This window comes from Pseudomonas sp. MC6, from assembly GCF_054790575.1.
In genome coordinates this window covers 6,091,494-6,111,915 of sequence record NZ_CP186504.1, presented here as the reverse complement: position 1 = coordinate 6,111,915, position 20,422 = coordinate 6,091,494, and the positions used below count along the sequence as shown (strand labels likewise).

The following is a 20,422-nucleotide window of genomic DNA, read 5'->3' as shown; positions in this document are numbered from 1 at the left end:
CAATTTTATTGGTTGATTGGCATTGCTGGTGTCAACGGCCCTACTCGGCCGGCTTCTTCATGAACATTTCCCGGTACTCGGGCACTTGCAGCCCGGCCATGCCCCAGTTGTCGACATTGATTTCGTCGATCACCACCGTGGTACTGCGGGGGTTCTTCTGCAGTACGCGCTCCAATACTTCAGTGACTTGCGCGATCAATTCGCGCTTCTGCTCGCGGGTCACACCCTCATCGGTGATCTTGATATTTACGTAAGGCATGCGGCGCTCCTCATGGCAGTGGGCTGGATGTCCGGGGTGGTGCTGCAAAGGCTCAATTGCGCCTCAAGACCTCGCGCCAGCCGCGTCATTGCGCGGCGCAGCAATTCGGGTTTCTGGGCGAAGCAGATACGGATAAAGCCTTCGCCAGCCGAACCGAAGGCACTGCCAGGCGCAATGGCGACGCCATGTCGTTGCACCAGCGCCATGGCCAGCGCAAGGCTGTCGGTCACACCTTCCAGCCGAATGAACGCGTACAACGCCGCGTCGGGAACATGACACGTCACGCCCGGTACATCGGCCAGAGCGCTGCAGACGATCTCCCGACCGGTGCGGCAGTAGTCGCGAAAGCTGTCGACAAAAACGCTGTCCTGCAACGCCGCCAGTGCCGCCATCTGTACGAACGGCGCGACACCGGAATGGGTCAGCTCGATCAGTTCACCGAGCTTTTCCCGCTGCCCGGTGGGCACCACCAGCCAGCCGACGCGATAACCGGTCATGGCCCAGGCCTTACTGAAGCTGTTGCACACCACGAGGCGATCCTGGTCAGTGGCGAATTCGAGCATCGAAGGGGCTGAGCGACTGCCGTCGTAAGTCAGACGTGAATACACTTCGTCACTGATGATCCACACCCCGTAACGCCGACACAGCGTCAGGATCGCTTGCATCTGCTCGCGACTGGCCGTCCAGCCGGTGGGGTTGTTCGGTGAGTTGAGAAACAGCACCCGCGCGCCGGGCAACGCAACTTCCAGCGCGTGCAGGTCGAGCGTGAAACCGTGTTCTCCCGCGTCCAGCGCCACCTCCCGGACGTTGACACCTTTCAGCGCGGCAAGATTGCCCGGGTTGGGCCAGGCAGGAGAGATCAACACCGCGCTGTCGCCCTCGCGCAGCAACGCGGCAAAGGCAACGTTGATGGCAGCCATGCCCGACGCGGTCACGGCAATCCGGCTTTCATCGACATCGGTCTGGTAGAGATCACTCAGATAATCCGCCAGGCCCTGACGCAAAACCGGCATCCCGCGAATGTCCGGGTAACGCGTCAACCCGGCGTCAATCGCCTGCTTGAGCGCCACTTGGGCGCTGACAGGACTCGGGTGATCGCTTTCGCCGAAGCAGAGAAAATCCACATCGCCCAAGCGAAACGCTTCACGTGCAACGCCGACCAATTGCGAACCGGCAATGTGATCCAGATCGAATGCCGCCACGTGTTCGAACGCCGAGGCCGCCGCGTCGTCTGAGCGCTTGTAGTTATTCAGGGTAACCATGGACGCCATCCTCGGCCGGTTCAGGCAATCGAACGCACGTTCTGCGGTTGAAGGATTCGATCCTGGCGCTGCAGATGCCCGAGCAATGCATCGAGGAACGTGTTGGAGGAATTGAGGCGGATAAGGGCGCCATACACGATTTCCTTGATCACGCGAGGATCGTGCTCGACCGCGGGTTCGATGACGTTGTCGAACCAACCTTTGCCATGGATGGCGTCAATGCGGATATGCAGGTCGTGATAGGCCAGACCGAATTCCGGCAGGCCCAGGCGCCGCCAGCCGGCGACCAGTTTCTTGAAGCGCCGGGGCGCGAGATATTCGGTCACGCCGAAATAGCCGATGGCTTTGTAGTGATGCCGCGGGCTCAGCGCCAGGCACGCCGAAAGATTGCCGCACACTCGCGCTTCAGGCAGCAATGACTGTTCGATGTAGCGTGCATCGACCTCCAGCGCTTTCAAGGCTTTGCTGAATAACAGTGTGTGGACTTCACGCTCATCGCCGTTACCCATTTCATCGAAATAGTTCTTGGCGATCTCCATTTTCTCGGCGCCGACCGTGCCCACTTGCATCAGGGCGAGGATGTCGTCGAAGCGCGGATCAAGTGTGGTTTCCTGAGCCAGGAAAGTTCTGAACCCTTCGACACTCGCCTGATCGCGAAGATAGTTTTGAAAGAACGGATGCGCGCCCGCCGGATGTTGCGAAATCAATTGTTTGAACCAAGTAACGAATGCAGCGCCACCGGTGGGCATGACATCGAATATATCGGCAGGAATACCATCTATTTCTTTTTGCAGGATAGCCGGCTCAAGCAATGTGGTGATATCTGCAAATACACAAGAGACATCGACCTCTACTGTTTCCATGGCCGGAACGGAAAACCGGTAGTCATAAATGACGGCCAGCACTCGATGCAGTTCTTCGCGGGCCTGCGCTTGGCCAGAGGCGGCCAGACGCTTGAGGCGCAGGCATTCGTCGAGGACACGCTGACGCAATTCATTATTAAGCGCATACGGCTGAACGCCACTCGCCCCCTGGCTGCAGTAGTCGCTGATAAATGAAATCAAATTGAAATCTTGAGTTTGCATCAAATACTCCTTTTGACGAAAAGCCTGACTTTCATCCGCAAATAACAGCCAGACCAACTCACACTAAGCACACCGTATCAGTTGCACTTAGAGCCATTCAGTAGGTTGCTATTCAGTTGCGTTCTATAGTCCATTCAGGTTGTTCTAAAATCAATTCTCGAATTTTCGAACGCTTTCAACTTATCGAGAACGAAGGCGCAAAATGTCGTTCTGTTCATGTCGCGGGCAGCGGCTTTTTTTCCCGCTCATGGATGAACGGGTCGTCACGGCGCACTTCTAATACCGTGCAAAACCGTGTATTCGTAATACCAAAGAAGAAAGCCGCGAGCGCCCGCCAGTTGCTTTTTCGGGCGGCATAAACAATAACGATTCTTATTGTCGCGGTATGGAGATAGTTAAAAGTCTGTCGTACCCAAGGGATTGTCATGAATCACTTAGTCAGAAAGCTGGACTTCACTTCCTTGCGTCTGTTCGTGACAGTGTGCCAAGAGAAGAACATCGCCCGGGCCGCCGAGCGCGAGTGCATCACCCCTTCCGCCGTCAGCCGTCGTATCACGGAAATCGAAGCGATCGTCGGGCTGCCGATCATCCATCGCGAATCGCGGGGTATTTCCGTTACGCCGGTGGGCGAGATGATCATTCGCCACGCCAAGGCCATGATCGCCAGCCTGGAAAGTCTCAACGCCGAACTCTCGCAATTCACCTCCGGTGCCAAGGGCAGCGTGCAGATTGCCGCCAACCTGTCAGCAATCGTGCAGTTTCTGCCTGAAGACCTGGCCGCCTTCAAACGGCTGTTTCCGGACGTCGAAATCCTCGTCGACGAACACAACAGCGCGCACGTGATTCGCAGCGTCAGCGAAGGCAGCGCCGAAGTCGGTATCTGCAATGCCAACTACGGCACCGGCGAACTGGAACACTTGCCCTATCGCACCGATCGTCTGGTGTTGGTGGTGCCGCTCGGCCATCCGCTGGCCGAAGCCAACGCGGTGACGTTTGCCGACATCGTCAATGAAAGTTTCGTCGGGCTGGGTGAAGAAACCTCGCTGATGACCTTGCTCGCCCAGCGCGCGCGGGACATTGGCGGAGAACTCGACGTCAAGATCCGCGTCCGCAGCCTCGACGTGCTGTGCCGCATGGTCCACGTCAAACTGGGTGTGGCGGTGGTCCCGCAATTGGTCGCGGAGCTGAATGTGAATGCCCTCGACCTGCGGGTCATCCCGATCGTGGAGCCGTGGTCGACGCGCAAACTGGTGGTGGTGTTCCGCCACCGCGATCGCCTGACCGCCACGGCGGCGGCGCTGGTCAACTATCTGACCAACAAGCACTGAGGTGCTGACGCTCGCCAATCGGCACGGTAGCCATCTCGACATGTCACGTCTGGAAGTGGATCGACGAAGTAATATTTGGAAACACTTCCACCGGGACCGCTGCCATGACCATCACTGCCCGCCCCAGGACTCTGTACGAAAAGATCTGGGACGCCCATGCCGTTGACACCGATGCCGACGGTACGACGCTGCTCTACATCGACCGTCACCTGATCAACGAAGTCTCCAGTCCGCAAGCCTTCGAGGGCCTGAAGCTCAGCCAGCGCAAGCCTTGGCGAGTGGCCTCCAATCTCGCCGTGGCCGACCACAACGTGCCCACCAGTGATCGTGCCGGCGGCAAGATTCGCGACCCGTTCTCGCGCATGCAGGTGCAAACCCTTGACGCCAACGCCCAGACCTACGGCTTCACGTACTTCGGCATGAACGATCCGCGCCAAGGCATCGAGCACGTCATCGGCCCGGAGCAAGGCGCGACGCTGCCAGGCATGACGGTGGTCTGCGGCGACTCGCACACCTCGACCCACGGCGCCTTCGCCTGCCTGGCGCACGGCATCGGCACATCCGAAGTCGAACATGTGCTGGTCACCCAGACTTTGCTGACGAAAAAGATGAAGTCGATGAAAGTCCAGGTCGATGGTGAACTTCCGCCCGGCGTGACGGCCAAGGACATTGTCCTGGCGATCATCGGCAAGATCGGTACCGCCGGTGGCACCGGATGCGCCATCGAATACGCCGGCTCGACCATTGCCGCGCTGTCGATGGAAGGCCGCATGACCATCTGCAACATGTCCATCGAAGCCGGGGCACGTGCAGGGCTGATCGCCTTCGACGAGACGACGCTCAACTACGTCAAGGGACGTCCCTTGGCTCCGGTGGGTGAGCAGTGGGATCAGGCTGTCGAGTACTGGCACACGCTGCACTCCGATGCCGAGGCGCACTTCGACGTCGTGGTCAATCTGGACGCCAGCACCATCGAGCCGCAAGTGACCTGGGGCACGTCGCCGGAAATGGTCGCGCCCATTGGCGGCTCGATTCCCGACCCCGCCCAGGAGGCCGATCCGGTCAAACGTGACGGCATGCGCAAAGCCTTGGCCTACATGGGCCTGCAAGCCGGAACGGCGATCAACGATATCGTCATCGACAAGGTCTTCATCGGCTCCTGCACCAACTCCCGCATCGAGGATCTGCGCGCCGCCGCCGACGTCGTACGGGGTCATTCGCTGGCGCACAACATCAAACTGGCCATGGTGGTGCCGGGCTCTGGTCTGGTGAAAAGCCAGGCCGAACTCGAAGGTCTGGATCAGGTGTTCATCAATGCCGGCTTCCAGTGGCGCGAGCCCGGCTGCTCGATGTGCATGGCCATGAACGACGATCGCCTGAGTGTCGGCGAGCGCTGCGCTTCTACTTCCAATCGCAACTTCGAAGGACGCCAGGGTGCCGGTGGGCGCACGCATCTGGTCAGCCCGGCGATGGCCGCAGCCGCCGCGATCGCTGGACGCTTTATCGACATCCGCACCCTGCAGAATCCATCACCATAATAAGGACGTTACCGTGAAGCCATTAACCCAACATCGAGGCTTGGTCGTTCCCCTCGATCGAGTGAACGTCGACACCGACGCAATCATTCCCAAGCAATTTCTCAAGTCCATCCGGCGCACCGGGTTCGGTCAGAACCTGTTTGACGAATGGCGTTACCTGGACCTCGGCGAGCCGGGCCAGGACTGCGCACAGCGGCCATTGAACCCGGATTTCGTGCTCAATCAGCCGCAGTACGCGGGCGGTTCGATTCTGCTGACTCGCGCCAACTTCGGCTGCGGATCGTCACGCGAGCATGCCCCGTGGGCGTTGGAGCAATACGGATTCCGGATCATGATCGCGCCCAGCTTTGCCGACATCTTCTTTCACAACAGCTTCAAGAACGGCATGCTCCCGATCGTCCTCAGCGAAGCGCAAGTAGACCGCCTGTTCGACGCTGCCACCGGCGCCACACCGCTGCAGTTGACCGTTGATCTTGAAGCGCAACGGATCCGCGACGACCAGCACTCGCTGGATATCCCTTTCGACATCGATCCCTTCCGCAAGGCCTGCCTGCTCAATGGCCAGGACGACATCGCCCTGACCCTGCAACGTGAAGCACGTATTCAGGCGTTCGAGCAGACTCATCTAAAGCGTTTTCCCTGGCTGCTGAACACTTTGTAAGCGCCATCCGCTGACCGCGTTGCCGCACGGGACTGTCACCGTACCTTCGACACAATCCCTGCGGAATCGATGCCCCATAGCACCGGCGCGTGATATCGCCGATTGCCTGCGGGGCTGGAATGGATGCCGGTTGCCCTGTCCAGGGCCGCCGAGGTTTAACGGAGTGAGTACATGTATCCGATCAGTTTGTTGCATCATTTGGACCTGACCACGCTGAAGCTGCTGCTGTCGATCAGTGAGGAAGGCAATCTGACCCGCGGCGCCCGTCGAGAATCCATCGCTATCTCCGCAGCCAGCAAAAGACTGCTCGGCCTTGAGCAAGCCATTGGCCTGCCCCTGTTTATCCGTGAATCCAAAGGCATGACGCTCACCGCCGCCGGCGAGACCCTGCTCGACCACGCGCGGCAAATGTTGCAAGGAGTGCAACGCATTCACCTGCAACTGCTCGAGCACGCCCGCCAGGCGCAGGACTGTGTGCGGGTGGCGGCCAACCCCTCCTCCATCGCGCAATTCGTGCCGGACGACGTCAGCCAGTTTCTCAAGACGCACAAGAATATCTGCGTCGACCTTACCGAAGAATCGAGCCTGAATGTCTTGCAGTCCGTGGAGAATGGCAGCGCCGACATTGGTGTTTTCGCCGACAACGGCAGCGCTCACGGGTTGTACAGCGAGCCCTACCGACAGGATCGGCTGGTCATGGTCGTGCATGACAAGCACCCGCTCGCCACACGCGGACGCATCAGCTTCGAAGAGTCCCTGGACAATCACCACATTGGCCTGCATGGCAATGACTGGATCAGCCAACACACTCTGCAGGCCTCCCTCGCCGCCGGCAAACCGCTGAACATTCAGACCCAAGTGCCAAGCTTTGAAGTGCTCTGCCGCATGGTGCAGGCCGGTGTGGGCGTCGGCCTGATTCCGTATCAGGTGTTCACCAGCCTTGGGCCACCGAAGAATCTGGTGTCGCTGGATCTGCACGAACCCTGGGCCACCCGCAATCTGATGGTGGTGGTGCGCAATCCACGGCTGCTGTCACCGGCGGCCAGCAAGTTGTTCGGCCACCTGACCCATGCCAGCAAAGCGCAAACGGGCACCCTGTGGATGGCCCACGCCGGCGAGCGCAAGCCGCAAGACCGTCCTTCACTGCTGCGTGTTTCCTGAGCCCGGGTGATTTGATGAACCTGAAAGATCTTTTGGTTGCCACTGCCCTGGCCTCCCTCAATGCCGCAGGCGTGAGCGAAAGGGCGGACGCCGCCGATTCTGCCGCCACCGAAGTCTGTTACGGCGTGGCCAAAGCCGGCCATAACGATTGTGCCGATACCAGTTGCTTCCACTCCTGCTCAGGCATGAGCAGTGTCGACAATGACCCTGGCGAATGGACCATGGTGCCCAAAGGCACCTGCACGCAACTGGGCGGTGTGCCGCATGCACAGCCCCAGGCCTGCTCGGCACACACGGCCACCATCGCCCCGTCCACGGATCTGCAGGCCGGCGCGGCCTTGTACGCCCGAGGCGATCCGGCCCGTACCATTCCAGCCTGTGTCGCTTGCCATGGCCCGCAGGGTAACTCGCAAAACAGTGCTTACCCGAAACTGACCGGGCAATTCGCCGATTATCTCGATGGCCAGTTACAGGCCTTTCGCGACGGCTCACGGCCTTCTTCGGTCATGGCGGTGGCGGCGAAATCATTGTCGGATAAGGACATTACCGAGCTGTCCTACTATCTGGCGACACGCCCCCCGCTCACCGAAGCCAATCGCCTCAGAACCGAAGCCCTGCAAACCCGACTACGCGAGAACGATCGGGTGATCGGCGAGCCGTTCAGCGATTGCGACAGGGCTTGTCCGCCTCTGGTGCCGATCCCGGCCGGAGACTTCACCATGGGTTCACCCGCCTCCGAGGAACAGCGTTTCGGCAATGAACAGCAACATCCGGTGAACATCCCCAAGGCGTTCGCCATGGGGGTCACCAGCGTCACCTTCGATCAATGGCAGGCCTGCGTGGATGACGGTGGCTGCGCAGGCTACACGCCCAGTGATGAAGGCTGGGGCCGCGGCAATCGGCCGGTCATCAACGTCAGCCCGGGGGATGCCCGCGCCTACCTGCAATGGCTTAGCGCCAAGACTGGCCATCGCTATAGCCTGCCCAGCGAAGCACAATGGGAATACGCCGCCCGTGCAGGGACGAGCACGGCGCGCTGGTGGGGGGAAGCGGCCAGACGTGATCACGCCAATTACGGTCCCGACGATTGTCCGGCACAGATCCGCTGCGGGGGATTTGTATCGGGCCAGGACGCCTGGCTGAACACCGCCCCCACGGCCAGCTTCGCCGCCAACGGCTTTGGCCTGTACGACATGCTCGGCAACGTCTGGCAATGGACCGCTGACTGCTGGCACCACGACTACACCGGTGCGCCCGAGGATGGCAGTGCCTGGCAGGACGCGCAGTGCGGTCAACGGGTCATTCGCGGTGGCGCGTGGGGCAATATTCCCGCCTTCATCCGCTCGGCCAGCCGAGCGGGTTACAAGGTCGAGGGCCGCACCAGCAACATTGGCTTCAGAGTGGTGCGCGAACTTTAGAGTGACGGCAGTCGACAGGAGCGGATTGCCCGCTCCTGTCGGTGCTTCAGGCTTTTTGGGTGCGCGGCAGGAAGATCGCCAACACGCCAAACAACGGCAGGAACGAGCACAGGAAATACACGTACTCAATCCCGTGAATATCCGCCAGATGCCCGAGCAACGCCGCGCCAATTCCGCCAAAACCAAACATCAGACCAAAAAACACCCCGGCAATCATCCCGACATTGCCCGGCACCAGTTCTTGCGCGTACACCACAATCGCCGAGAACGCCGAAGCCAGAATGAAGCCGATCACCACGCTAAGAACACTGGTCCAGAACAGATCAACGTGGGGCATCAGCAGCGTGAACGGCGCCACGCCGAGGATCGAGAACCAGATCACCGCCTTACGCCCGATCTTGTCGCCGATCGGCCCGCCGAAGAACGTCCCCGCTGCTACCGCACCGAGAAACAGGAACAGGTGCAACTGCGAACTGGCCACCGACAGGTCGAACTTCTCGATCAGGTAGAACGTGAAATAGCTCGTGAGGCTGGCCATGTAGAAATACTTGGAGAACACCAACAGCCCCAGCACCACCAAAGCACTGATCACCCGGCCCTTCGACAGCCCGTGAGTCGCCGCTTGGCCAGCCTTGAGCTTGAACAGATTGAGGTGATGGGCGTACCAGCGACTGATGCGGTACAGCACGAACAGTGCAAACACCGCGAACAGACCGAACCACGCCACATTGGCCTGACCGAACGGAATGATGATCGCCGCCGCCAGCAACGGACCGAACGCGGAACCGGCGTTACCGCCAACCTGGAAGGTCGATTGCGCCAGGCCAAAGCGTCCACCGGAGGCCAGTCGCGCAATCCGCGAGGCCTCAGGGTGAAACGTCGAAGAGCCGATACCAATCAGCGCCGCCGCCAGCAAAATCAACGGAAAACTGCCAACCATCGACATCATCACGATGCCGATCAGCGTGCAGATCGAACCCGCCGGCAACAGCCACGGCTTCGGATGCCGATCGGTGTGATAACCGACCCAAGGTTGCAACAGCGAGGCGGTCAGTTGAAAGGTCAAAGTGATCAGGCCGACCTGAGTAAAGGTAAGGCCGTAATTGGCCTTGAGCATCGGGTAGATCGAGGGCAACACTGACTGAATCAGGTCGTTGATCAAATGCGCCAGCGCCACCGCGCCGATGATACGCATCACCAAAGGACTGCTTTGCGGAACAGCGGGCGCCGAGGCAGCGGCGGTCTGAACGTTGCTGATAGCCATGAAAGTTTCCGGACAGCAGATGGGTGCACACAGGCAGGTGCGTCAATGTGCCATTTTTCGGTGCGCAAGCGCCATCCCCTTAGCCAGCTAACTAACTGACCTGACCGAATCATGTAGGAACTGCCGCAGGCTGCGATCTTTTGATCTTGCCGTTAAAAACACAGATCAAAAGATCGCAGCCTTCGGCAGCTCCTACAAGGGATAGGTGATAGCGCAACGCCATGGTCTGAATCTTGCCTTGCTACTTGCCTTGAACGCGGCGCCCTTACAAAGGGCACCGACAATGGGAAGTTTCGCTACAGAGCCGGCCTACAGAGCGGGCGAGAGTGAACTTTCGAGGCCTTTTAGCAGGGCACAGGTCGCGATCGAAACGAGCGCGATGCACGCCGATGGTGCGTGGTGTCCAGAGGAGTCATGGGGCATGCAGGCTTTCCTTTCACCGGGGATCAAATTGCTGGGGCGGTTTGGCTTCGCAGGTAAATTCCAGTTGTTGTTTCTGCTGTTCATTCTGCCGTTGGCCGGCAGCCTGTTGATGATCGGCCAGGACTATCGCGACAAGCTCAATCTGATTTCCGGCGAACGCGCCGGCGTACGCCAGTTGCTCGCGCTGGATGCGCTGGACAACCTGCTCGCCGCCCAACGCGACCGCGCCGCCCGCTGGCGCGCCACCGAAACCAATCGCCAACCGACGCCGGCCACCCTCGCCGCCATGGGCGCGTTTGACGCGGTGCAACCGGCGGTTCTGCAAGCCACCACGGACTTGGGCAACGCGCTGAAAAACGAAGGCGCCGAAGGCGAAACCCTCACCCGCTATCAGGCGCTGCAAACCGCGCTCAATGGTCTGGATTCGAAAAGTCTGAGCAGCGTCGGCTGGTGGCCGGACGGTTACGACCGCTTCACCAACGCCCTCAGCGCCCTGCAAGCGTTGCGCGAGCAGATAGTCATGGACAATCGCCTGACCCTCGCGCCGTGGCTGGAAACCTACCTGTTGACGCAAATTTCCACGCAACACGCACCGGACCTGATCGAACGGGTCGGCCGCCTCGCTGCGGTCGGGCAGGCCTCGGTGGTCTCCGGCCAATTCACCCTGCAAAGCCGTCTGCAATTGCGCGACCTGCGCAGCCGCATCGGCGATGCCCGCGAGCAACTGGTGAAAACCGCCACGCTGCTCGAAGCACGCCTGCCGAAGGATCAGCAGAGCTGGGCCAGCCAATATCACGACAGCCTCAAACACCTCGACAGCGGCCTGAAGGTGCTGGATGACGGCGTGTTCGGCGGCAGCATCAACCTCAAACCGGAAGATTTCGAACGCAGCCTCGACGCTTTGCTGACCGATCTCGCCGCCCTGCGCCAACAGTCATTGGTATCGCTGGATCAGCGACTCGACGCCTATCACGGCTCGGCGATCCGTCAGTTCATCATCGTCGCGGCGATCTTCGGCTGCCTGCTGCTCGCGGCGCTGTACCTGTTTGTCTGCCTGCAAGCCTCTATCCGTCGCAGCGCCAGCGGCATCACCCTGCTCGCCGAAGCCCTGCGTGACGGCAACCTCAGTCTGCAAGTGCCGGTGGAGGGGCGCGATGAGCTGGCCGCGATCAGCACCGCGCTCAACGTTGCCGTAGTGCAACTGCGCAGCAGCATGCTCGGTGTCGATCACGAGACCTCGCAACTGAGCAACGCGGTGCGCAGCCTCAACGAACACTCCAGCGGCGCTCTCAGTGAAGTCGAAGCACAGCAGTTGCAGATCAGCCAGATCGCCGCAGCTGCCACGCAACTGGCCGCGACCTCGCAAGGCGTGGCGCAAAGTTGCGAACAGGCCTCCGGCAGCGCACAGCACACCCGGCGCATCGCGGCCGACAGCAGCCGTGACAGCCAGCGCACCACGGCGAGTATTCAGCAGCTCAATCAACGCTTGAACGACACCGCTGCAGCGCTGGGCCGGGTCAGCGAGCAAGGCCAGCAGATTCAATTGGTCGTCGACACCATTCGCGGCGTCGCCGAACAGACCAATCTGCTCGCGCTCAACGCGGCCATTGAAGCCGCGCGAGCTGGCGAACAAGGTCGCGGTTTCGCTGTGGTGGCCGACGAAGTGCGCAGTCTGTCGCAACGCACGCAGTCGTCCACCGCGCAGATCGCCGGCACCGTCGACAGCCTGCGCGCGACGGTCAACGAAGCCGTGAGTTTGATGGAAGCGGCGTGTGGTCAGGCGCAAACCGATGCCGATTCGGTCACTGGTCTCGGTGAGCGTTTAGGAGAAATCGCCAGCGCCGTGCAGAGCGTCACCGACACGTTGGCGCAGATCGCCACAGCGGTTGAGGAGCAAGCGAGTACCGCCGACGAAGTCAGCGGCAATATCCAGCAGGTAGATCAGGCGGCCGTGCGTTTGCTCGAAGGCGCGCGGGCGGTGAACCTCGCGGCGGACACCCTGAGTCAGGGCAGCCATGCCTTGAGCGCCAATACTGCAAGATTTCAGCTGCGTTGAAGCCCTGCCCGGCCCGGATTTTCCGGGCTGGAGGATAAGCGGTTGAAAATAAGAAGAAATATTTTAAATTTACGCTTGACGCTTTTCCATTTCAGGGGAATAATGCGCGCCACTTGGCTACATAGCTCAGTTGGTTAGAGCATAGCATTCATAATGCTGGGGTCCGGGGTTCAAGTCCCTGTGTAGCCACCAAGTACTAAAAACGGCTTACCGAAAGGTAGGCCGTTTTTTTATGCCTCGAGAAAAGTCTCGGTAATCGGTTACTTCAAAACATCCTTCTCTTCGTCGCTCGCTTTGGTTGCTGCCTGTGCGATCAGTGCATCAAGCATCTGCGCAATGACCTTCTGTTGGACCTTCGAAAGCTCATTGATGGACTGCAACCGTCGATACCACGTCGAGGTCAAGCTGCGCCTGGGCGTCTCGGTGTACGAGGGAACCCCGAGCAGGTCTTCAACAGGCACGCGCAGCGCAAATGCCATCTTCACCAGCGTCGTGACCGGCATGCTGCGCGTGCCCTCCTCGTAACCCTGAAAGGTCTGCCGGGAAAGACCTAAAGCCCGTGCAAACCGAGTCTGTGTGATCTCGTGAACTGTGCGTAAGTGAACAATGCGACTGCCCATCGCCACCAGAAAATCGCGATCCTCATTGGAAACACTCATGACAATGGCCGACTGAAAATAGAGTTGAATGGCAACGGACTTATCCCTTTCATCTGAAATCCATCCTGGAAAAAACGATAGAAACCATCCTCAGGTAAGGGCGCGTAAGTTGTCGACCTGAAAAATCTGTAGGAGAAATGTGGAGCAACCGCCAAGTTGCGGCGAGGTACTACAGGCGCGAAATGCCTTTTCAGCAAGCCAACGCCACCAACCCTTTCGCCCAGATTTGCCGCGTGCGCAAACCGACCATCGCCCGCCAATCCGGATCAGCCGGATAGAACTGCTCGAGCAGATTCACTTTGATCCCCCGCCCCGTCGCATCCAGCGGATCGCCATGCAAATGCAACCAATGGTCATCGCGCAAACGCCGATGCACATCCGGCCCCGGATACGTTCCGCACTCGATCACGAACGGCATCAACTGCACGTCCGGCAAGGCATTGAGCAACGCCTGCGAGGTGTACCCGGTAGCCGTCGCTGCCACTCCGGTTTCGCTCAAGGTGTCGGCGCCCGTGTGCAGCGTGTAAAGCCATGGGCCATAAATTGCCTGGGCCTGCGCGAGTGCCGGGTAAGGCGCCTGGGTGATAGTCAGCAACATCGGATGACCGTATTCACCAGCGCCGGTGTGCAGATCGAAACACATCACGGTTTCAGCGCCGGCCAGGTGCGCTTCGATGATTTGATGCAACGTGCGATTCGACCAACTCGGCGCGCGGCCGCCGTAAAACAGGCCGTCGGGATGGCTGTGTTGACCGCCCTCGACAATCGACATCACCGCTGGCCAGCCGTGCTCTTTGATCTGCGCATCGAGCAAGGCGTCGGCACGCTGACGCTCGGCGCCATTCAGATCAGTGCAGGCGTAGATTTCATGCAGTGCGGCGTACGCGCGGTTATCCGGCAGCGGCCCGGTAAAATCGAGGTGGTTGCGGTTGAGGTCGATGTTGTCTTCGTTGACCCGGCGCCACCACGCCGTGCCCCATGGGTTGATCAGGTGAACCATGACCACCGCAACATCCTTGGGCAGCGAACCCGGTTCGAAGGTTTTCAGCCAATCGATCTGACAATCCGAGCCGTAATAGCCCTCGACGCCGTGAGTGCCGCTGAGCGCTACCAGTCGGCGTTTGGCCTGTGAATCGCCGAGCACGGCGACGTCTGTGCTCAGCGGTTCGCCAAAAGGGCCGCAACTTGGATGTGCGTAGGAGGTGAGCGTGGCGCCGGCGGCAGTGGCGGCAGTGATGAACTGTTCGCGTTGATCGCGGTAGCTGGATTCGGTGGGGAACTCGCTGTGCATGCGTGGCCTCTTGTGATTTTTATGCCTTTACCTGTAGGAGTGAGCCTGCTCGCAATAGCGGTGGTTCAGTCAACACTGATGTTGGCCGTAATGACGCTATCGCGAGCAGGCTCACTCCTACAGGGGATGTTGGTGCTCCATAAATTTGAGCTTGACCCTAGCGAACATCCGCCCCGAAAAGAAAGACAAAAATGCCCATCGGTTTGCGTCGCGACCGAGCGGTCGATAAAGTCCCGAAGACTTTTATCCCACGGACGGAGAGCCCGCGTGTTTTCAGCCTTGCCCTTGAGCCGCTTTCGCCTGCCAGCCCTGACACTGATCATCAGCGCCCTGACCCTCACCGCGTGCAACGCCCCGCCCTCTTCGACCCTGCCGCTGGCACCGGAAGCTGCTTCCGGTTTCCGCACCGATCTACAAACCCGTCACGCCAGCAAACACATGGCCGCCGCAGCCAATCCCTTGGCTGCTGAGGCCGGGCGCGAGATGCTGCGTCAGGGCGGTTCGGCGATTGATGCGGCGATTGCGATGCAAGCAGTGCTGACCCTGGTTGAGCCGCAGTCTTCCGGGATCGGCGGCGGCGCGATGATCGTGTTGTGGGACGGCAAACAGGTGCGCACGTATGACGGTCGCGAAACCGCACCGGCCGAGGCGACCGATAAGCTGTTCTTGCGTGCTGATGGCCAGCCGATGTCGTTCCCGCAGGCGCAGATTGGCGGTCGTTCGGTCGGCACGCCGGGCGTGTTGCGCGCGCTGGAGATGGCACACAAACAACACGGTCGCCTGCCATGGGCGAAGCTGTTTGCACCGGCGATCAAACTGTCCGAGCAAGGCTTTGCGATATCCCAACGTTTGCATTCGCTGCTGGAATCCGACCCTGTTATCCGCAAGTCGCCTGATATGGCGAAGTACTTCCTCAATGCCGATGGCAGCGTCAAAGCCGTCGGCACACGTCTGCAAAATCCGGCGCTGGCTGCGGTGCTCAAACGCATCGCCAGCGAAGGCGCGGACGCGCTGTACAAAGGCCCGATCGCCGAAGAAATCGTCGCCAAGGTGCAGGGCCACGCCAACCCCGGCAGCCTGTCGATGAACGATCTGCAGCGCTATCAGGCCAAGGAACGCGCGCCGCTGTGCACCGATTACAAACGCTGGCAGGTCTGCGGCATGCCACCACCGTCGTCGGGCGGGATCGCCGTGGCGCAGATTCTCGGCACATTGCAGGCACTGGAAACCCGCGATCCACGCCTTTCCGTGACACCGCTCAAACCAGTAAAAACCGACACACCGGCGGGCATCGAACCGGTGCCACTGGCAGTGCATTTGATTGCCGAAGCCGAACGTTTGGCCTACGCCGACCGCGCGCAATACGTCGCTGATACCGACTTTGTGCCGGTGCCGGTCAAAGGCCTGGTCGACCCGGGTTATCTCGCCAGCCGCGCCAGCCTGATCGGCGAGCGCAGCATGGGCAGCGCCAAACCGGGCACGCCACCGGGCGTACAAGTGGCCTACGCCCCGGACCGCTCGCCGCTGCGCATCTCCACCTCGCAAGTGGTCGCGGTGGATGACCTCGGCGGCGCCGTGTCGATGACCACCACCATCGAAGCCGCGTTCGGTTCGCACCTGATGGTTCAGGGCTTCTTGCTCAACAACCAGATGACCGACTTCTCGTTCATCCCCGAAGAAAACGGCCAGAAAGTCGCCAACCGCGTCGAGCCCGGCAAACGCCCACGCTCGTCGATGGCGCCAACGCTGATCTTCGATCGAAACAGCGGCGAATTCGTCGCCACGGTCGGCTCACCCGGCGGTTCGCAAATCATCGAATACGTGGCGAAAACCACCGTCGGCCTGCTCGACTGGAACCTCGACCCGCAAAGCGCCATCAGCCTGCCCAACTTCGGCAGCCGCAATGGCCCGACCGAACTGGAACAAGGCCAGTTCAGCCCGGCGCTGATTCAGGCACTGAAGGACAAAGGGCATGCCGTGAACGAAATCGACATGACCAGCGGCACCCAGGCCATCGTGCGGGTCAAGGATGCGCAGGAGAAAGCGTCGTTGGAGGGTGGCGCGGATCCACGGCGTGAGGGGGAAGCGTTGGGGGATTGAGGCTAGGACGCAAAGAGAAAAGGCTTACCGTGAGGTAGGCCTTTTGCTTAGCACACTGCGTATTTCAAATCGGGATGTTTAAAAGCTGCGAGGTAAACAGAGAACCGTCCCACAAGGTTTTCAGGTTGTCCGTCGGACGTCAGCTCTCTAGCCTGTACTCGTCGCTGCCAATTCAGTGACCGGGATTGGAAACCCCGAGTAGAACCGAGCGCACAAGCGCCTTTCATAACGTATCCTTGCGCACCTTCATGGTGTGCACTCCGTTATGGCGGCTGTGCGCGGGAGACCTTAGGGTCAACCGGGTTCTCCGTTCCCCGGGTTTCCAACCTGCGCACAGCTGCCACCTATTCGTTCGGAAACCGAATCGGCCAGCTCCAATCCTGATCGGAGAACACCATGAAAAAACCAACACCCAATCCCCCAGAAACAGACACCGACCCAACATCCCCGTACGCAATCATCGACAGCAAAAAACTCAACGAAGCGGCCGACCGCGCGCTCGACCACTACCTCAAACCGACCATTCACATCATGGCGTCCGCCCGCGTCGCTGAACCCATGTACCTCGCCAACCCGGTTTACGACACCGAATCGCTGCTGGCCAATGCCAGTGAGTCATTGGGTTCGGTCACCGAGATGCTCAACAATTTCGCCGCCGTGCTGGATATCGCGCACCGCAAGACCGCGCTGGGTATCGCGCAAATCGTCATGCTGAGTGAGCTGGCGGTGAATCAGGCGCTGGATAACGTTCAGCCGGTTACGTAGTTTTCGCAATGCATAAAAAATCCGATGCCGTGCAGGCATCGGATTCTTATTTCCTGGCGTTGCCCGGAATAAACCTGGCGTCCCTTTTTGCCCTATTAGGCGGACTCCTTTGAAGTGGAGTAATCCATGAAAGTACGCCCAATTCATAACGAAGACGACTATCGTGCGGCGCTCAAAAACGTGTCTGCACTTTTCGACAACGAGCCAGTACCGGGCACTGCTGAAGGGGATCACTTCGACATCATGATCAGCCTTATCGAAGCCTACGAGGCCAAACAGCTTTCACATCCAAGATCTATGGCTCAGCGATTAGCCACCAGATGCGCACCGAACAGCAGATAGCAACCGCCCGCGAAGCGATCCAGCCATTGTCGCGAACGCTCATACACACCGGCAATCCGCCGACTGGCGAAGAACAGCGCCACGCAGCAATACCAGCTGAACGACAGCGTCGCCATGGTCATCACCGCCAGCGCCAGCAACAGCGGCGGGATGTGAGCCGGCATGGCGGTGGCGAAGATGGTGGCGACGAACAGTGCTGACTTGGGGTTGGTCATGTTGCCCAGAAATCCCCGCCCGTAAGCGCCGAGCAACGTTTGCTCGGAGGTATCGAGCGTGCCCGCGACGATCGGCGCCTTGCGCTTGAACTGCTTGAGCCCGAGGTAGATCAGGTAGCAGCCACCGGCAATCTTGAAGCTCAGGTACAGCGTCGGCGCGGCACTGAACAGCGACTGAATGCCCAGGCCACCCGCCAGCCCCCACAACACGGTTCCGCTGGCCACGCCGAGCGCCGCGATGACACCGTGGCGGCGGGAACGGCTGACCGCCAGTTGCGCGATGTTGAAGAAGTTCGGGCCGGGGGTGACCACCGCGACTGTCCACAACAGGGCCAACGACAGCAACGGCGCCAGATAACTCGAAAGGGAAAGATCCATGGGGGTATGCGCCTGATTGGGTTCGACGATGCCCTCTACCTTGCAACATCCTGCAATGTTTTGCCATCAGCCGTCATTTAGACCGCTAACGTCTTGCCATCCACCGCATCACCAATCTTCAGAAAATGCCCGCCTGCCACGTGGTGCAAGGTGCGCAAACCGTCATGCCCTTCGAAATGCCAGCGCCCGTCGCTGAACACGCGTTCATCGGCGTGGGCAGCGATGACTTCGGCGAGGAACAGGTCGTATTGCTCATGGTTGCGCGGCTCCGGGAGCAAACGGCATTCCAGCCAGGCGACGCAGCCGTCGAGCAGAGGGGCTTGGACTTGTTCGCCGGCAAACGTCTGCAAGCCGTACGCCTGAAACTTGTCTTGCCCTTGGGTTTGGGTGATGTCCAGGCCCGAGGTATTGCCGACGGTTTGCACGATATCAGCCTGATTGACGCACGGGACGTTGAGCACGAAGGTGCCGGACGCTTCGAGCAACTGGCGGGTCCAGGTGGATTTGTCGAGGACGACGGCGACTTTCGGCGGCTCGAAATCCAGCGGCATGGCCCAGGCGGCGGCCATGATGTTGCGCTGACCGTCGTGGGCGGCGCTGACCAGCACGGTCGGCCCGTGGTTGAGCAAACGGTAGGCTTTGTTCAGGGGCACCGGGCGGCGGTGGGAATCGCTCATGGGAGTCTGCTCCGGGGGAAAAGGAGCAGATTGTAGCGCCAGCATCGAAATACAGGCAGGTGAAAACTTTGTAGGAGCTGCGGCGTTTCACTCGACAGCTCCTACAGGGGTTGTGTGCAGGTCAGTTGGAGAGTTGATTGGCGAATTGTCCGACGGCATTCACGACTTTCTGCGCACCGTCCTGAATCTCGACAATCACCGTGCCCGCCTCTGCCGCCAGCGCCAGCCCCTGTTCAGCCTGAAGCTTGCCGTCGGTCATCAGCGCTACGGCGTTGCGCGCCATTTCCTGGTTCTGCCGCACCACGGTGACAATCTCTTCGGTCGCCTGACTGGTGCGCGAAGCCAGTTGCCGCACTTCGTCGGCCACCACCGCAAAGCCACGACCCTGCTCACCGGCGCGCGCCGCCTCAATGGCAGCGTTGAGCGCCAGCAGGTTGGTCTGTTCGGCAATGCCGCTGATGGTTTTGACGATGGTGCCGATCACCTGCGACTGCTCGTTGAGTGCTTCGATGCCCTCACCGGCGGCTTGCATGTGTCGCGACAGATCTCGCATTACGTTGACCGCTTCAGTCACCACCGTGGTACCGCGCTGGGCGGTGCTGTCGGTTTGCTGCGAGGTGCTGTAGGCAATGCTCGCCGCGTCGGCGACGGCTTGTTCGCGGTTGACCTGATCAGTGATCACGGTGGCGAACTTCACCACTTTGTACAGTTTGTTGTTGGCATCGACCACCGGGTTGTAGGACGCCTCCAGCCACACCGTACGACCGTGGCTGTCGACACGCTTGAAGCGGTCAGCCACGAACTCACCGTTGTTCAGACGCCGCCAGAAGTTCTGGTACTCGGCGCTGTTGTATTCCTCCGGGGTGCAGAACAAGCGGTGATGTTTGCCCTTGATCTGCGCCAGGCTGTAACCCATGCCGCTGAGGAAGCGATCGTTGGCGTTGAGCACATTGCCGTTGAGGTCGAACTCGATCACCGCAGTCGAACGCACCAACGCACCGATCAGGTTTTCGTGTTCACGCGAGGCTTCGATGGTGCGGGTCAGGTCGCTGGCAAACAGCGAAATGTGCTTGATCCGCCCATCCGAAGAACGCACCGGCTGCACAATCGATCGCAACCACGCTTCTTCACCATTGCCACGCAGCAGGCGCACGGCACCGGCGAAGTGCTCGCCGCGGGTCATGGCGTTTTTGAAGCGGTGATGGAATTCGTCAGTCTTCACATGCGCCGGGACGATGTCTTCAATCGCCCGACCGATCAGGTCCTGACTCTTGTAGAGCATCTCGGTGAGGAAGTTCTGGTTGACCGATTGAATGCGCCCGTCGGGCTCAAGGTTCAGCACCAGCATCTCGCTTTCCAGGCTTTCCTTCACCTGCACGAGGCTGGAGAGTTCTTCACGAAGAGCGGCCAGCTCTTGCTTCAGGCGTTTGTTGAACATGGGAAAGTACCGGTGGGCAGGGTAGAAAGCGGGATGCAGCCTAACCATCGGCCTTGAAAATCTTTTCTGAAGAGCGCTCGCGACCGGTCAGTCAAAAATAAT

Annotated in this window: 16 protein-coding genes, 1 tRNA gene and 3 pseudogenes; 10 read left to right on the top strand and 10 right to left on the bottom strand. The window is 60.0% G+C overall.

Annotated elements, in window-relative coordinates:
• Window positions 1-40: 40 nt before the first annotated feature.
• The 3 genes from ACOYXE_RS27500 to ACOYXE_RS27490 are packed head-to-tail and all read right to left on the bottom strand — an operon-like array spanning window position 41 to window position 2,606.
• Window positions 41-259: a tautomerase family protein gene (locus ACOYXE_RS27500; RefSeq protein WP_160059404.1), complete on the bottom strand. Its 219-nt coding sequence runs from the start codon at window positions 257-259 to the stop codon at window positions 41-43.
• Complete coding sequence (locus ACOYXE_RS27495; RefSeq protein ID WP_160059405.1) at window positions 247-1,521, bottom strand: aminotransferase class I/II-fold pyridoxal phosphate-dependent enzyme; 1,275 nt, start codon at window positions 1,519-1,521, stop codon at window positions 247-249. The genes ACOYXE_RS27500 and ACOYXE_RS27495 overlap by 13 nt, the downstream gene beginning before the upstream one ends.
• Before the next feature lie 20 nt (window positions 1,522-1,541).
• Window positions 1,542-2,606 carry an iron-containing redox enzyme family protein gene (locus ACOYXE_RS27490; protein ID WP_160059406.1) on the bottom strand — a complete coding sequence of 355 codons (1,065 nt, stop codon included), beginning with the start codon at window positions 2,604-2,606 and terminating at the stop codon, window positions 1,542-1,544.
• A 425-nt stretch (window positions 2,607-3,031) separates the two neighbouring features.
• Here ACOYXE_RS27490 and ACOYXE_RS27485 point away from each other — a divergent pair, with 425 nt between their 5' ends.
• The 5 genes from ACOYXE_RS27485 to bufA1 all read left to right on the top strand — a co-directional run bounded on the left by ACOYXE_RS27485 (window position 3,032) and on the right by bufA1 (window position 8,712).
• A complete protein-coding gene (locus ACOYXE_RS27485) occupies window positions 3,032-3,934 on the top strand; it encodes a LysR family transcriptional regulator (protein ID WP_160059407.1) in 903 nt (300 codons plus the stop codon).
• A gap of 104 nt (window positions 3,935-4,038) precedes the next feature.
• Window positions 4,039-5,472: a 3-isopropylmalate dehydratase large subunit gene (gene leuC, locus ACOYXE_RS27480; RefSeq protein ID WP_405122874.1), complete on the top strand. Its 1,434-nt coding sequence runs from the start codon at window positions 4,039-4,041 to the stop codon at window positions 5,470-5,472.
• 13 nt (window positions 5,473-5,485) lie between these two features.
• On the top strand, window positions 5,486-6,133 hold the full coding sequence (leuD, locus tag ACOYXE_RS27475; protein ID WP_460926987.1) for a 3-isopropylmalate dehydratase small subunit: 648 nt from the start codon (window positions 5,486-5,488) through the stop codon (window positions 6,131-6,133).
• A gap of 171 nt (window positions 6,134-6,304) precedes the next feature.
• Window positions 6,305-7,294 (top strand): LysR family transcriptional regulator, encoded by a 990-nt coding sequence (locus tag ACOYXE_RS27470; RefSeq protein WP_405122872.1) that lies wholly within the window; start codon window positions 6,305-6,307, stop codon window positions 7,292-7,294.
• A 14-nt stretch (window positions 7,295-7,308) separates the two neighbouring features.
• The gene (gene bufA1 / locus ACOYXE_RS27465) at window positions 7,309-8,712 is read left to right on the top strand and encodes a BufA1 family periplasmic bufferin-type metallophore (protein WP_160059411.1); all 1,404 of its coding nucleotides are present in this window, start codon (window positions 7,309-7,311) and stop codon (window positions 8,710-8,712) included.
• A 46-nt stretch (window positions 8,713-8,758) separates the two neighbouring features.
• On the opposite strand, the gene ACOYXE_RS27460 is transcribed toward bufA1, so the two are convergent.
• On the bottom strand, window positions 8,759-9,976 hold the full coding sequence (locus ACOYXE_RS27460) for an MFS transporter (RefSeq protein WP_160059412.1): 1,218 nt from the start codon (window positions 9,974-9,976) through the stop codon (window positions 8,759-8,761).
• A gap of 421 nt (window positions 9,977-10,397) precedes the next feature.
• Between ACOYXE_RS27460 and ACOYXE_RS27455 the strand changes: the two genes are divergently transcribed.
• Together ACOYXE_RS27455 and ACOYXE_RS27450 are read left to right on the top strand one after the other, a co-directional pair.
• A complete protein-coding gene (locus tag ACOYXE_RS27455; RefSeq protein WP_405122871.1) occupies window positions 10,398-12,455 on the top strand; it encodes a methyl-accepting chemotaxis protein in 2,058 nt (685 codons plus the stop codon).
• Between the two features lie 115 nt (window positions 12,456-12,570).
• A tRNA-Met gene (locus ACOYXE_RS27450) sits at window positions 12,571-12,647 on the top strand.
• A 68-nt stretch (window positions 12,648-12,715) separates the two neighbouring features.
• Here the strand turns inward: ACOYXE_RS27450 and ACOYXE_RS27445 are convergent.
• Window positions 12,716-13,114 carry a helix-turn-helix domain-containing protein gene (locus tag ACOYXE_RS27445; protein WP_238785170.1) on the bottom strand — a complete coding sequence of 133 codons (399 nt, stop codon included), beginning with the start codon at window positions 13,112-13,114 and terminating at the stop codon, window positions 12,716-12,718.
• A gap of 190 nt (window positions 13,115-13,304) precedes the next feature.
• On the bottom strand, window positions 13,305-14,405 hold the full coding sequence (locus tag ACOYXE_RS27440; protein ID WP_460926983.1) for a DUF2817 domain-containing protein: 1,101 nt from the start codon (window positions 14,403-14,405) through the stop codon (window positions 13,305-13,307).
• A gap of 267 nt (window positions 14,406-14,672) precedes the next feature.
• Between ACOYXE_RS27440 and ggt the strand changes: the two genes are divergently transcribed.
• From ggt to ACOYXE_RS27425, 3 genes and pseudogenes are all read left to right on the top strand, one after another.
• Window positions 14,673-16,505, top strand: a complete 1,833-nt coding sequence (ggt, locus tag ACOYXE_RS27435; RefSeq protein WP_160059415.1) for a gamma-glutamyltransferase — start codon at window positions 14,673-14,675, stop codon at window positions 16,503-16,505.
• Window positions 16,506-16,901: 396 nt separating this feature from the next.
• Window positions 16,902-17,270: a DUF6124 family protein gene (locus ACOYXE_RS27430; RefSeq protein ID WP_460926981.1), complete on the top strand. Its 369-nt coding sequence runs from the start codon at window positions 16,902-16,904 to the stop codon at window positions 17,268-17,270.
• A 126-nt stretch (window positions 17,271-17,396) separates the two neighbouring features.
• Window positions 17,397-17,549, top strand: a pseudogene (locus ACOYXE_RS27425) (transcriptional regulator); the annotation flags it as partial.
• Window positions 17,550-17,572: 23 nt separating this feature from the next.
• On the opposite strand, the gene ACOYXE_RS27420 reads toward ACOYXE_RS27425, so the two are convergent.
• The 4 genes and pseudogenes from ACOYXE_RS27420 to ACOYXE_RS27405 form a co-directional block, all read right to left on the bottom strand.
• Entirely contained in the window at window positions 17,573-18,205 is a 633-nt protein-coding gene (locus ACOYXE_RS27420; RefSeq protein WP_460926979.1) for a LysE family translocator, read from the bottom strand.
• A 77-nt stretch (window positions 18,206-18,282) separates the two neighbouring features.
• On the bottom strand, window positions 18,283-18,882 hold the full coding sequence (locus ACOYXE_RS27415) for a flavin reductase family protein (protein WP_460926978.1): 600 nt from the start codon (window positions 18,880-18,882) through the stop codon (window positions 18,283-18,285).
• Between the two features lie 121 nt (window positions 18,883-19,003).
• Window positions 19,004-19,441 (bottom strand): annotated as a pseudogene (locus ACOYXE_RS27410) (methyl-accepting chemotaxis protein); the annotation flags it as partial.
• Window positions 19,442-19,591: 150 nt separating this feature from the next.
• A pseudogene (locus ACOYXE_RS27405) lies at window positions 19,592-20,230 on the bottom strand (PAS domain-containing protein); the annotation flags it as partial.
• Window positions 20,231-20,422: the final 192 nt, after the last annotated feature.

What these genes read in the sequence shown, in the direction of transcription:
- ACOYXE_RS27500 (WP_160059404.1), bottom strand. Translation starts at nt 259, where the DNA reads ATGCCTTACGTAAATATCAAGATCACCGATGAGGGTGTGACCCGCGAG.
- ACOYXE_RS27495 (WP_160059405.1), bottom strand. Translation starts at nt 1,521, where the DNA reads ATGGTTACCCTGAATAACTACAAGCGCTCAGACGACGCGGCGGCCTCG.
- ACOYXE_RS27490 (WP_160059406.1), bottom strand. Translation starts at nt 2,606, where the DNA reads ATGCAAACTCAAGATTTCAATTTGATTTCATTTATCAGCGACTACTGC.
- ACOYXE_RS27485 (WP_160059407.1), top strand. Translation starts at nt 3,032, where the DNA reads ATGAATCACTTAGTCAGAAAGCTGGACTTCACTTCCTTGCGTCTGTTC.
- leuC (WP_405122874.1), top strand. Translation starts at nt 4,039, where the DNA reads ATGACCATCACTGCCCGCCCCAGGACTCTGTACGAAAAGATCTGGGAC.
- ACOYXE_RS27470 (WP_405122872.1), top strand. Translation starts at nt 6,305, where the DNA reads ATGTATCCGATCAGTTTGTTGCATCATTTGGACCTGACCACGCTGAAG.
- bufA1 (WP_160059411.1), top strand. Translation starts at nt 7,309, where the DNA reads ATGAACCTGAAAGATCTTTTGGTTGCCACTGCCCTGGCCTCCCTCAAT.
- ACOYXE_RS27460 (WP_160059412.1), bottom strand. Translation starts at nt 9,976, where the DNA reads ATGGCTATCAGCAACGTTCAGACCGCCGCTGCCTCGGCGCCCGCTGTT.
- ACOYXE_RS27455 (WP_405122871.1), top strand. Translation starts at nt 10,398, where the DNA reads ATGCAGGCTTTCCTTTCACCGGGGATCAAATTGCTGGGGCGGTTTGGC.
- ACOYXE_RS27445 (WP_238785170.1), bottom strand. Translation starts at nt 13,114, where the DNA reads ATGAGTGTTTCCAATGAGGATCGCGATTTTCTGGTGGCGATGGGCAGT.
- ACOYXE_RS27440 (WP_460926983.1), bottom strand. Translation starts at nt 14,405, where the DNA reads ATGCACAGCGAGTTCCCCACCGAATCCAGCTACCGCGATCAACGCGAA.
- ACOYXE_RS27430 (WP_460926981.1), top strand. Translation starts at nt 16,902, where the DNA reads ATGAAAAAACCAACACCCAATCCCCCAGAAACAGACACCGACCCAACA.
- ACOYXE_RS27420 (WP_460926979.1), bottom strand. Translation starts at nt 18,205, where the DNA reads ATGGATCTTTCCCTTTCGAGTTATCTGGCGCCGTTGCTGTCGTTGGCC.
- ACOYXE_RS27415 (WP_460926978.1), bottom strand. Translation starts at nt 18,882, where the DNA reads ATGAGCGATTCCCACCGCCGCCCGGTGCCCCTGAACAAAGCCTACCGT.